This window comes from Terriglobia bacterium, from assembly GCA_020072815.1.
Classification (GTDB): Bacteria; Acidobacteriota; Terriglobia; order Terriglobales; family Acidobacteriaceae; genus Angelobacter.
Map to the genome: position 1 here is coordinate 1 of JAIQGE010000028.1, position 11781 is coordinate 11781.

The 11781-nt window shown below is 58.4% G+C and carries 11 protein-coding genes and 1 CRISPR repeat array; of the genes, 9 read left to right on the forward strand and 2 right to left on the reverse strand.

What is annotated here, in order from left to right; translation table 11 throughout:
* Positions 1 to 165 precede the first annotated feature (165 nt).
* A CRISPR array of direct repeats spans positions 166 to 791; the repeat unit is 37 nt; unit sequence GTCTCAATCCCCTCCTCATCGGGGAACACTTTCCAAC.
* Between the two features lie 286 nt (positions 792 to 1077).
* Positions 1078 to 1353 carry a CRISPR-associated endonuclease Cas2 gene (cas2, locus tag LAO20_22840; GenBank protein ID MBZ5534272.1) on the reverse strand — a complete coding sequence of 92 codons (276 nt, stop codon included), beginning with the start codon at positions 1351 to 1353 and terminating at the stop codon, positions 1078 to 1080.
* Positions 1326 to 3386 (reverse strand): CRISPR-associated endonuclease Cas1, encoded by a 2061-nt coding sequence (gene cas1, locus LAO20_22845; GenBank protein MBZ5534273.1) that lies wholly within the window; start codon positions 3384 to 3386, stop codon positions 1326 to 1328. The genes cas2 and cas1 overlap by 28 nt, the downstream gene beginning before the upstream one ends.
* A 155-nt stretch (positions 3387 to 3541) precedes the next feature.
* On the opposite strand from cas1, the gene LAO20_22850 reads away from it, so the two are divergent.
* The 9 genes from LAO20_22850 to LAO20_22890 all read left to right on the forward strand — a co-directional run.
* Positions 3542 to 5080 (forward strand): hypothetical protein, encoded by a 1539-nt coding sequence (locus LAO20_22850; protein ID MBZ5534274.1) that lies wholly within the window; start codon positions 3542 to 3544, stop codon positions 5078 to 5080.
* A complete protein-coding gene (locus LAO20_22855) occupies positions 5077 to 5673 on the forward strand; it encodes a hypothetical protein (protein MBZ5534275.1) in 597 nt (198 codons plus the stop codon). Before LAO20_22850 ends, LAO20_22855 begins: the two co-directional genes overlap by 4 nt.
* Positions 5670 to 6809: a hypothetical protein gene (locus tag LAO20_22860; GenBank protein ID MBZ5534276.1), complete on the forward strand. Its 1140-nt coding sequence runs from the start codon at positions 5670 to 5672 to the stop codon at positions 6807 to 6809. The genes LAO20_22855 and LAO20_22860 overlap by 4 nt, the downstream gene beginning before the upstream one ends.
* Positions 6806 to 7285: a hypothetical protein gene (locus tag LAO20_22865; protein ID MBZ5534277.1), complete on the forward strand. Its 480-nt coding sequence runs from the start codon at positions 6806 to 6808 to the stop codon at positions 7283 to 7285. The genes LAO20_22860 and LAO20_22865 overlap by 4 nt, the downstream gene beginning before the upstream one ends.
* Positions 7282 to 8118, forward strand: coding sequence for a CRISPR-associated RAMP protein (locus LAO20_22870; GenBank protein ID MBZ5534278.1), 837 nt, complete (start codon positions 7282 to 7284; stop codon positions 8116 to 8118). Before LAO20_22865 ends, LAO20_22870 begins: the two co-directional genes overlap by 4 nt.
* Complete coding sequence (locus LAO20_22875; protein MBZ5534279.1) at positions 8096 to 9175, forward strand: hypothetical protein; 1080 nt, start codon at positions 8096 to 8098, stop codon at positions 9173 to 9175. The genes LAO20_22870 and LAO20_22875 overlap by 23 nt, the downstream gene beginning before the upstream one ends.
* Positions 9172 to 9684: a hypothetical protein gene (locus LAO20_22880; GenBank protein ID MBZ5534280.1), complete on the forward strand. Its 513-nt coding sequence runs from the start codon at positions 9172 to 9174 to the stop codon at positions 9682 to 9684. Before LAO20_22875 ends, LAO20_22880 begins: the two co-directional genes overlap by 4 nt.
* A gap of 20 nt (positions 9685 to 9704) precedes the next feature.
* On the forward strand, positions 9705 to 11006 hold the full coding sequence (locus LAO20_22885; protein MBZ5534281.1) for a hypothetical protein: 1302 nt from the start codon (positions 9705 to 9707) through the stop codon (positions 11004 to 11006).
* Positions 11003 to 11781 (forward strand): hypothetical protein (locus LAO20_22890; GenBank protein MBZ5534282.1); only part of this gene is annotated, 779 nt, incomplete at its 3' end. The genes LAO20_22885 and LAO20_22890, both read left to right, overlap by 4 nt.

Below are 11781 nucleotides of genomic sequence, written 5' to 3' on the forward strand. Positions count from 1 at the left end.
CAGCTTCCGATTCCTTCAGGATGGCGATGATCTGTTCTTCGTTGAACCGACTCTTTCTCACTTCTCCTCCTTGGCCCTGGCGGGCCATCTTAACGGAGAAGTCTCATTTTGACTGGGCTACTTCTTGGGGGGCACGTCATTGAAGGAGAACCAAGTTGTTAACAAGTCTCAATCCCCTCCTCATCGGGGAACACTTTCCAACCTTGGGATCTGAAACACTTGGTTGTGGTTGTGAAAGGTCTCAATCCCCTCCTCATCGGGGAACACTTTCCAACCCCGACGCACGTGGCGGACCACTAAACTTCTCGCTAACGTCTCAATCCCCTCCTCATCGGGGAACACTTTCCAACAAGCTTGTCGCCTAAGAGTTTCGACGGCACCCGTTTCGTCTCAATCCCCTCCTCATCGGGGAACACTTTCCAACTCCGAACTCTGAACAAGCGGGGTGGAACACCAAACCGTCTCAATCCCCTCCTCATCGGGGAACACTTTCCAACCAGATCTTCCCGTCTCGGAGTGGGGAGAAGCAACAGTGTCTCAATCCCCTCCTCATCGGGGAACACTTTCCAACAAGTAAGAAAATAAAAGTGTATGAGTTAAAGATCAAAGTCTCAATCCCCTCCTCATCGGGGAACACTTTCCAACCTGCTCATGGTACTCATGGGAATCTTTCTCCCAGTCGTCTCAATCCCCTCCTCATCGGGGAACACTTTCCAACTAAAAAGCGTGCTCATCCACGACATTCTGGAAAAGAGTCTCAATCCCCTCCTCATCGGGGAACACTTTCCAACACCCGCCAAAATCAGCGTCTTAGAATCAATGGCTTAGATGGCCATTTTGCCGCACCTCCCGAAAAGACGTTTTTCCTTCGCCTGAGCCGCACTTTACAATATTCAAAAAACAGGAATAACTTACGACTCATCAACCACATAGCGGCTTTCCCGCATCCCCACCATCCGGATGCCAGTTCTTCCAATCGCACCAGGCGATTGAAAACAAGAAACTTACTTCCCATCTGAAGTCGAATACCTCAGAAAATCGCGCCCAAACGGAGAAACCTTACCATGAAACCGTTCTTCAGATCACATAAAATTCGCGATCTTGCACGAGTTCGCCGGAACCAAAAACTCTTGTCTTGCCGGCACATGACTGGCACAGTTCGAAGATATGGACCCGGTCCCACTGTTCGTCAATGAGTTTGGACACCCGCTCCCTCATCCGCCCCGCGAGTTCGTCATCCAGGTTGGCCACGAACACGCTTTCCTGCACGCGGGAGCCGAAATCAAGCAGGGCCGAGGCCAGGCGGTTGCGGCGCCCATCATCGGCTATATCGTAACTGATGACGTATTGCATGGCGGCTCCTCCTTTTTGTCGTCAAACCGGTAAGGTTCAAAGGGATGGTTATCGCGCAGGGCGGCAGCCAGGCGCTCGACTTCGGTTTTCAGCAAATCGCGGAAGCGCGGCGGAGTGGCTCCATCCTGGACCGCCGGACGCTCCAGCATCCAGCGCTCATACTCAGCGAAATACTTCTTCATCGGACCGGGCGAGAGGAACACTCCCGGCCGGTCCCCAGCCGGACGAAAGTGTTCAGCGTTGATCATGCCCCGATTCACCAGCCCCAGCACAAACCGGTCAGCCACTGGATGCCGGAATGGCTCCATCAAGTCCAGCGCCAGCGAGGGCCGCCCATAGTCCACCTGATGCAGAAACCCCAGATACGGGTCGAGGCCCACGCCTTCTAATAAAGCCGTGAACTCGTGCATGACCAGCGTGTAGGTGAGCGACAGCAAGGCGTTCAACGGGTCAGTCGCCGGATGCTTCTTCCTCCCGGGCCACGGCATTTCCGAACGGTTGAACTCCATGAGCGCCGAAAAGTACTCGTGAGCGGCTGCGCCTTCCACGCCATCAAGCGCGGCAATGTTTTCTGCGGTGGCTGAGGCCGCCAGCGCATTTTCTAGCGACTTGATCCGGGCTTCGAAAACCGGAGAAACATCATTACGGCTGCGGTAGCGCGCCAGCACCGCCCGCCCATTGGCGATCTTGGCGGTCACAATTGACCGAGCTAGGGCGAGGGCAGCCGCCGAATCCTCATATTTGCGGAACTGCGCCACCCGCAACTGGATGTTGTGTCCACGCGCCGGGGCCAGCGAACCACGATACATCCCCTGGCGCGAAAACAGCCCCAACCCCACGCCCTTCTCCAGCAGTTCGCCCAGTGCCTGGGTGGTCACCTGGATGTTGCCGAACAACAGCACGGCCTCCAGCTTGTGGTAGGGCAGGTCGAGCAGGACTTCATCGTCTTTTTCCACCAGCAAACGGTCGCCTGCCTTGCGCAGGATTGCGCCCTGCTCTGTCAAATATAGATAGGCCACGGGTTCACTCCTGCTTTCATGCGGCGGCGCACCGGCGGTGCTGGCCGCAGCTTTTTCGAAGGCCATTTCCAGCGTGGTACGGGGCGGCGCCAATTCGTAGCGCGTCCGCAGGGCCAGCGGCATGGCCGGGGCCACAAACAGCAAATGCCCCTGCCGTCGCTCGTTCTTCCAGGGGACCCAGATAGTATTGCCCTGAAACAGCGCCCCCAGAAAACGGAAGCCGTGCTGGAAGTCGGTGATCTGCGTCTTTTCGAGATTCAGATCGAGGTGCGTTTGTTCGAGCAGATGGCCGCTTTGCAGCAGAGCCTGGGTGGCATCTTCGCGCGTCCGCGCCAGAATCAGAAAATCGTCGGCGTACCGGACCAGTTTGCGTCCGCTCTTTTCCAGTTCACGGTCAAAATCCTCAAGAAAGAAGTTCGCCAGCAGCGGCGAAATAGGCGAGCCCTGGGGAATGCCGCGATGCAGAGGACGCACTTGATGGCCGTCCCAGATCGCCCCGCTCACCCACAGTCGCAGCAGTCCCATGATGGTCTCGCCCGGATGCCGCTCACCCAGGCGATGGAGGAGTAGATCGTGATCCACGCGGTCAAAGAATGACTGAATGTCGGCGTCGGCCACAAACACGTATCCCAACTCTCGGCATTTGCGGATGCGGGCAATAGCTCGGTCCACCGATCTTCCGGGCCGGTAACCGTAACTGCACTCCAAGAACTCCTCTTCGAAAGACCGTGAAAGATGGCGGGCGACCGCCGTCTGCAGCACCCGATCACGCACCGCGGGCACCAGCAGAGTACGTGTTTCGCGGCTGCCTGCGCCTTTTTCGACCAGGATTTTCAGCAGGGGCAGCGGACGGTAAAGGCATGCATCCACCCGCTCACGCAACTCACCCAGCCGCCGATGAACATGCTCGGCGAAATGCCGGACGGTGACACCATCAACCCCGGCGCAGCCTTCGTTCTCCTGCACCCGCTCCCAGGCTGACCAGAGTTGATCGCCGCCGAAGGGGAGAGGCATAGGTGAACGGCGTCCCTTTCTGCCTGAAGACTGGCTGCTGAATCACTCGGGCGGTTTGTGCTGCTTGATTTCTGCCGCTTCTTGCAGCCTGCGAGTTTTCGGCGGATGAATCAACCGCGAATAAGCAAGGTAGGCCTTTTAATAGTGATTCGAACGTGCAGAACGTTGCAACAGTTTCCGCCACAAGAAACAACATCTTTTTGTTGCTTGGCGTCACTCAAGGTATGGTAGAGTACGAGTCCCCTATAGGCCCCCTACCCAAGCAGCAATGTGGAGTATCCATGGACAGCGGATTCCTTGCCATTGTAGATGCTGACCGCATACACGATTATGTATTTTCGCCGCACAAACTGAAGCTGATACGCGGCGCAAGCATCATTCAGCGGGAAGTGACAGAAAAAGAACTGCCGGAGTTGTTGAAGAACAGTTCACGAGGGCCGAATGAACTGATTTCGGCGGGCGGTGGAACAGTGACTGCCCTGTTTGCCGATGCCGCTGACGCGGAGGCCTATTGCAGGAGAGCCGCGGAACTGTTTCAGCAAAGGACCTCGATTGCCAGCGCGACATGGGTGGTTGGGCCATGGCGGGGCACTTTCGGAGCCACGGTCGAGTATACGCAGAGGCAACTGGAGCGTAAGAAGGCCGCACGCAGGGTGCGGACACACAGCAGCGGGACGCCTTACGCGGCGATCTGCCAGGACTGCGGCCTTTATCCGGCCGCTGAAAGCTACACGGATTCGGACGAAAGCATACGCGTTGCGTGTGCAGGGTGTCGTCAGCGGCGGGCCCACAGCGAAGCCGGGCTTTACCTCAAGCAGATTGCCGGCGGGCGGCTGAAGGCCAACTTCAGCTTTGAAGAACTCGCGGAACAGTCCAAGCCTGCCAACTACCTGGCCTTCCTCTACATTGATCTTGATCGCTTGGGCCGCTATCTACACCAGCACAGCGGCGGTTCATCTGCCCGTCATAAAGAATTGAGCCACAATCTCGACCTGACTGTGCGTAGCGCCGTGTTTGCGGCCTGCGAGGCCATCAGCACCCCGCCCAGCCAAGATGCCCCGTTTGAAATCCTGTTGATGGGCGGCGATGATGTGATCCTGATGCTCGCCGCGCACTGCGTGTTCCGCTTTCTTGGGGAATTTGACAGGAAGTTTTCTGTGCAGGCCAGCCAGTTGCAGTTGCCTGAGGGACTTCATTACTCGGCTGCCGTTGTGTGGGCCCACCAGCAGTTTCCGATTGCCCAGTTTCGCGCCTATGCGGAAGAGTTGCTGCGTTCCGCCAAGCTGCGGTCTGGGAACAGCGTGGATTATGCTGTCATCACCGAGGCCCTGATCCAGCCACCTTCAGAGTCGCTTGCGCGCCAGCCGGATTCGCAGCCCAAACGTTTTTCTCTGTTGCGCACGGCCAAGCCATACTCAATCCAGGAATTCGTCGAACTCCAGGCCACAATCAAAGACTGGCGCGTTGATCAAATGCCCGCAAATAAAGTCAAAGCCCTGTATCGAATCGCCTACGAACCATTCGAGCAGTCGGTTCTGGATTACTGCTTCCTGCTTTCGAGACTTAAGCCCTCCCATCGGACAAAGCTCGGGCAATTCTTTCCCGGCGGTCAAGGCATCTGGAGCCAGGGATCGGTTCGAACCACGCGCGCGGCTGATCTGGTTGAACTCTGGGACTTTGTGGAGGTCGAATGAAAGTCCGCGGTGTGGAGATCCGTTTTTCGGCTGCGTTTCATCATGGCAGCGGCTTCGGCATTGCCGGACTGCTGGACCGGGCGGTTCTGCGAGACAGCCGGGGCATGCCTTATCTTGCAGGTTCGGCCATCAAGGGCAAATTCCGCCACGCCATGCTTCGTCTGCTGCTGAGCGCGGGCGAACAGCCTTGCCACTACGGTGACGATCCCGGGAAATGCAGCCCGTGCGCTCTCTGCTCGATTTTTGGCTCGAGGCTGAAGCCCGGCGTGCTGTCGTTTTCTGACGCCTTCCCCAGCGAAAGCCTGCAAGCGCCGCTGACCGCTCTGCACAAGGCTTCAAGAGTTTTTCCCGGCGATAGTCACGTGCGTCCGGGAATTGGGCTGGATCGGGGACTGGGCACCACCCGGCGGCACCTGCTCTTCAGTACCGAGACCCTGCCTGCATCGCTGGTTTTTCGAGGGACGATCAGAGGCGATCTCGGCGACAACCTGGAAGAACTGCTGCTGGAATCGTCCCGGATATTGAATCACTTCGGATCAGGTAGTTCCCATGGTTTGGGCGCCTGCGAATATCGTTTTGTGGAGGAGCCGTGAGATTTGCGGTCAGCCTGCAAACGTTGTCACACCTGGCCATCTCTCTGAGCCGGGCCACAGGCAACCAACTGCGTACAGCGCGCCATGTCCCCGGAGCGGTCTGGCGCGGGGCTCTGGCTTCGGCGCTGATCCGGGAGGGTAAACTCGGCGATCACGCGCACGATAACCCCGGTTTTTCATTGCTTTTTCTGCAACAAAAGGTTCGATTTGGCGATCTGCGGCCGAGCGCTGCCCGGCCCTGGCCTCTCTCGGCTCGATGGTGCAAGCAGCACCACGAGCAGCACCGGTTGATTGACCTGCTGCTGGCCGATGAGCGGCAGAAGGAGCGTCCGCTTCAGTGCAGCGTGTCTTCCGGCGACCGGCCATGCGAAGCGAAGCTGGCGCAACCCGAAGGGTTCTATACGGGCGGCGGACGGAACCCGAAACCTGCCAGGGTAGTTGCGCGGCTCACGGCTCACTCGGCCATCGAAAACGGCAGCCTGCGAGCGCGGGCGGCACAGTTCTTTACCACTGAGATTCTGGAACCTTATCAACAATTCAATGGTTACTTGTGGGCCGAACCCGAAGCGGAAGAGCTAATTGCCCGCCTGTCTGCCAAAGACCCTCAGGAACTGACCCTGGGGCGCGGCGTCACCCGAGGTCAGGGCGTGGCGACCGTTTCAATTTCGGCGCCATCGCCCGGCTCCGCACCGTATGACGAGATCCGGGCATCGCTTCAATTGTTCAGCGAAAACAGCCCCTCCCCCGGGTACCTCCTTTTCACCTGCACGCTGCGGTCGCCCTGCATTGTCTATGACCGCTGGCTCTGCGCTCGCTCCTGGCTGACCGCGGAAGACATCGCCGAAGCCGCCGGCTGCGACTTGCCGGGCTATGAATTACGGTCGTGGTTCAGCAGGACGGTGTCCCATTCGGGCTGGCACTCCGCCGCGCAGATGCCCAAGCCGGATGCTACGGCCGTCGCGGCAGGTTCGGCCTTTCTGTTCCGAAAGCAGATCAACGAGGCTGACCGAGAGCGTGAGTGTGACGCATTGGCCCGGACCCTGAGCGCAGTGAGCGGAATCGGCGAGCGGTGGGCAGAGGGGATGGGCGAGGTTGCCTTCTGCGATGAGTTTCATCTCCACCAGAGGTGCGAATGACGAATCAAGACGCCATCAATCTGGTGCGCAACGCGACTCTCTGGCCCGCTGACGAAGTCGTGCGCTACGCTCGTGTCTGGCTGAAGGGCGCTGGGAGTGAGTTCCTGAACCTGCCGGCCAGCCAGACCCAAACGTTCTGGCAATGTGTCGCGGGCGCCGGAACGGTGGAACAATTCGACGATGCACTGCGCAAGTTTTCGGGCGGCGTCGAAAAACGCGGCAAGCGCAATACGCCATGGGCGCGGGCCACCGGCAAACCGCTGACCCAGAGCCTTGCCGAAGCCCTCGCCAACGTCGCGCAAGAGGTCACCAGGGACGATTCTGACCCGCACAACCAGGCCTACGAAAAGGCAAGGGAAATGCTCGGCAACGATTGTCCATCGCGCGATCTGGCGGTGCGCAAGGCGTTCCTCAAGACGCTGCTGCTTATGCACCGATGTCAAGATCACTATCCGTTTCACCAGGAGGAACTATGAGTCCCGCGCCGCTTGGTTTCCTGTCTTTGCAGAGCCGGTACGTCGTCGAGGGGACCCTCAAGAGCATGGCCGCCATGCACGTAGGCAGCGGGCTGGAAGGAGTCAACAGCGACGCCGCATGGATGCGGGATGCTGCCGGCATCTTCATTCCCGGTTCGTCATTACGGGGTGTGATGCGGTCTACGCTCGAACGCATCCTTCAGTCTGTGCGGCCTGAGCGTGGTTGCGTCCTCTTCCTGACCGATTCTGGTTCCCGTTGCGCGACTGCCTGTGAAGCGGAAAGGACCAAACTCGAAAAGCTGCCGGAGGCGGAGCGATTGAAGAAGATCTATGCAGGGGATCTGTGTGACATCTGCCTGCTGTTCGGATCGCCGTTGCTGGCCTCACGCCTGCGGGTGTCTGACAGCCGTCCGGGAAAAGCTGTCGAGCCGCAGCCGCGCCATGGAGTGGGAATCGACCGCGACACCGAAACCGCACGCGAGAAAATCAAATTCGATTTCGAAGCCCTCGAAGCCGGGCCCCGGTTTGGCTTTCGCATTGAACTGGAGAACGCCCGCCCGCAGGATTTTGCGCTGCTGGGAATTCTGCTGATTGAGATGCAGTCCACGGGCCTGTGGGTCGGAGGAAAGAAGTCACGAGGCCTAGGCCATTGTGTTCTTGAGCCGGAATACCGGGTCAGCCACTTCGATAACGACGGGCCATTCAAGCTGCCCGAGTATCTGAAAACCGGGCAGCTCAAGAAATTCGAAACAAAAGACTTTGCGGCACGTCTGGCCGCGGCGGTCTCACACTATCTGGAGGAGGCAAGCCATGTTCAGGCGGCTGGTCAATGAACTCACCATCAACATAACCATACAGAGCCAGGGCGAATCGGCCATCTTAGTTAAGGATGGGCGCTACACCGCCGAAGTGAAGAAAAAACTGGCTGACGCAGCAGCCCCGTTGAGGAACTACCTGCCCGATGCGCTGTTTATGGGCACCGATCCTCTGTCGTCGGTGGAGGCCGCCTTGCTCGAAGCCCGGCCGCGCGGAAACGAACCTGTGCAGCTTGAAAGCATGATCGGCGGCCTCAAGAAACTGCACTACTACATACCCGGGAGTTCGGTGCGCGGCGCGTGGCGATCACACCTGGAAAAGGTTCTGCGCAGCCTCGATGACGACCAGTCGAGAGTCTGCGATCCGCTGGTAGTCGAGAAAGACGCGAATCCGGAGTTCCCCGCACTGCGCTCGTGTTCCGAGGTGCTGGCCAACGAGGATGAAGAACGGCCCGAGTTTCCCTATCGTGACTCCTGCCCGGTCTGCCGCCTGTTCGGCAATACCGCGACGGGCGGCCGCCTTTGGTTTTCGGATTGTGTGCATCGAGCGGGTAACCCCGATCTGATTGACGGCATCAGCATCAGCCGGTTTACCGGCAGCGTGTCGAATAAATATAAGATCATGGCCCTGCGGAAAGCCCGATTCGAGTTTACCTTGCGTCTGCGCAACTTTGAATTGTGGCACGCTGGGTTGCTGGGCCACCTTTTCGACGACCTGGGAACGGGCCGGGTACCGCTTGGTTCCGGCCGAAGCAAGGGCATGGGCGCGGTCACGGCCACCGCTACGAAAATCGAACTGACGGAGTTTGGCACAAAGGCGCTGGCATCCGATGGCAAGCTGCGCGGCATGGGAGAACGCTGCACGTCCCAGGAAATCAGCAACTATGGCTTCCTTACCGGTGCGCTGCTGCCTGCCATCGGCGTTCAGAAAATGGAGTCGCCGCCGTGGCGGCATCTCTACTCTGTTACCGAGATTCCCAGCTTCTGGGCGGCGGTCAAGCCCTGCTTCAACGAGAAGACGTGGGGCCAGATGCGAACCCTGAACCAACGCCGCATGGCCGTGGAGCATGCATGAGCCCGCGCATTTCAAGCCTGATTTCCTCGGACGCGGTCCGCCAGCACGTCCCCTGGGCGGAGTTTGAATACGCCATCCTCGAGAGCCCTTCGGAAGTGAAATTTCTTGCCTTGAAAGGCCGAGAGCCGGAGGGCTGCGAGCCAGAGTCATTTTCAACCGGGACGCTTTTCGGTGATAAGGCCGAACTGCGGTGGCGGCGCCGCCGCACAGGACGCTTTCACCTGGTCATGGTCCATGACGCCGGACGTGCGCTTGAAGGGGACGAGGGGCTGGCCCTGCAGCCCGCCGAAAGCGCAAAAAATGCTGCCCTGCCCTCCACCGTATTGTTGTGGAAAGCCCAGGACGAACCTCGAATTCCGAAACCGATCGTCTACCCCGGCCTGCCCGATGGATCGCGCCCTGCAGTCCGATTGAAGTCTTATTGGCTGCAGGAAGACACCGCGCCTGAGACTGATCGTGTCCTGATTACCCGTTATGTGACACTGGCCGATGGCGAGGGGGAACCGTGATCCGCCACCCGTACCGCTTTGTGAGCTTTGCGCAAACACCGCCGGCCACGCGCCCGCTGACGCCGAACCATGGTACCGGCCATGAGCGCATCGATTCGAATCTGCATTCCGGAGTTTTGCATTGCGAACTCGAAACGTTGACTCTGCTTTCGCTCAAACAACACTTTGCCGACCTCAAACGCGGCGACCGGGCGTGGCTACCCGGCAGCTCCATCAAAGGAATGGTCCGCAACGTGGCGGAAATGATCGGGGCCGGCTGCACGCTCTATTTCAAATACAAGAAAACCAGAGAAAAAAATTTTACAGAACCCCGCACGCCCATAAGACCATGCTCGGCTGGCAATGCTTGTCTGGTCTGCCGGGTCTTTGGATATGCTCCGCCGGGCGAAGAGGGCGGCTGGCAAGGGAAAGCCCGCTTCCACGATTCTGAGTCGGTAATCGGCGTGCGCTGGGAAGAGAGTCCCGGGGGCGGCTCCGGCCGCTTGCAGTTCCACGATGCGCGGCACACGGCTTTTTACGGTACGACGCTGAATCCGGCAGGCTGGAAGATCTATCCCCATGGACGCAATGAAACTAGAGCCCAACAGGGCTTTATCTCGACGTGTGTGCCAAAATCCACCAAGTTCTCATTCCGCGTGGCGTACGAGAATCTGGACGAGGAAGAGTTTGCCGTTTTGCGGTTTGCCCTCTCGCTGCAACATCAGTGTGCCCAGCATCTTGAGGTTCGTCTTTGCCATAAGCTGGGCTACGGCAAAGGGCTGGGGCTGGGCTCTTGCCGCGTCAACATCACGAAGATTGAACCGGAGAATCCCCGGCGCTACTTGGGCGAGTCGAAGGTGCTTGCTTCTTCACCTTCCCCGGAATGCCTGCTGGCACCCTATCTCTTATCGCCGGGTTTTGACATGGTCAAAGAGTGCCTGAACTGGGAAACCGCCGCCGATCGGCTCGAATTTCCCAGCCAGGACTGGTTTGCCGACAACTCAGACAAATCTATCAAATACTTTGAAGACGAGAAGAACCAGCAAGCTGCGCCCGCCGCCGTGGCCACGCCTGCACACCGGATGGTAATTCCCCAGGGTGGCGCTTCACAGGCTACGCCAAAAGGGTTGCCACTAAACAAGCGCGTATTGGTTCGTGTGACCGAGAAAAAGGGGAACCGGGCAATCTGTGAGACCGTCGAAGAGTTCGAGGGCGCCAGGTATGTCGGTAGCTTTGAATCGGGCTATATGATCGCCAAAGGGGACACGTATTCTGTGAAAGTTGAAAGCGTTGACAATGCCAAGCACACCTTCAAGGCCCGCCAGCCCAAGGTGACTGAATGAGCAAGGTGCTTTTCGTTTCAGTTGGCACCAGCGCCTTGACAGCCCGCGAACTGCGCGCGCCCGACGAAAGACAGAGTGCGGCCCTTCGCGAGCGCGCAGCCAATTTCGCCGGACACGACCTAAAGACCAAAGGCGAGCTGGCCGGGTCACTCCTTAAGGAATTGATTGAAGCGCACTCCCTGCACCATCCCGGTCCTGATTATGTAAAGCACCCTTATCGTACTTCGGCGGAAATGACCAGTACCTGGCTTTTGTTTGGCGATGAGGCTGATCTGCCCGGCCGCTTCGATCACGCGGCCGGCGACAGGATCGTTCTCTTAGCTTCTGCTACTGAAGAAGGAAAACTCGCGGCCAGCATCAATGTCGCGCTCATGCGCCGGTTGTTTTTTCAATGTGACTGCGTCCCAGAAACCTGCAACGCGGTCAAGCTGGAGGTAGTCGAGGGCCTGGAGGCCCGCCAGAAGAAAGACGGGCCTATGAAGACCCTTGAAAATATTCAGTCGATCATGCGCCGACACAACAGCCAGCACCGGTATTTCAACATCACGGGTGGCTATAAGGGCGCTATTCCAGCCATCGCACACTTGTGCGCAACGGAGTTCAATCCGTGTCCGATGTTTTATCAGCATGAGAGCGCTAGAACCAGTCTCATAAATAGGTTGGGAGAGAATGCGAGTGCAGTTGGGGGTGAGAAGAGGCATGATGGGGTTCTCTGGAGTACTCTGCAGCTGACCGATGCATGGACGCTGGGAAGTGACCGACGAACAGTGGGCAA

Bases quoted from the DNA above. Each gene is read 5' to 3' on its own strand.
- cas2 (MBZ5534272.1), bottom strand. From the start codon at position 1,353: ATGCAATACGTCATCAGTTACGATATAGCCGATGATGGGCGCCGCAAC.
- cas1 (MBZ5534273.1), bottom strand. From the start codon at position 3,386: ATGCCTCTCCCCTTCGGCGGCGATCAACTCTGGTCAGCCTGGGAGCGG.
- LAO20_22855 (MBZ5534275.1), top strand. From the start codon at position 5,077: ATGAAAGTCCGCGGTGTGGAGATCCGTTTTTCGGCTGCGTTTCATCAT.
- LAO20_22865 (MBZ5534277.1), top strand. From the start codon at position 6,806: ATGACGAATCAAGACGCCATCAATCTGGTGCGCAACGCGACTCTCTGG.
- LAO20_22870 (MBZ5534278.1), top strand. From the start codon at position 7,282: ATGAGTCCCGCGCCGCTTGGTTTCCTGTCTTTGCAGAGCCGGTACGTC.
- LAO20_22875 (MBZ5534279.1), top strand. From the start codon at position 8,096: ATGTTCAGGCGGCTGGTCAATGAACTCACCATCAACATAACCATACAG.
- LAO20_22880 (MBZ5534280.1), top strand. From the start codon at position 9,172: ATGAGCCCGCGCATTTCAAGCCTGATTTCCTCGGACGCGGTCCGCCAG.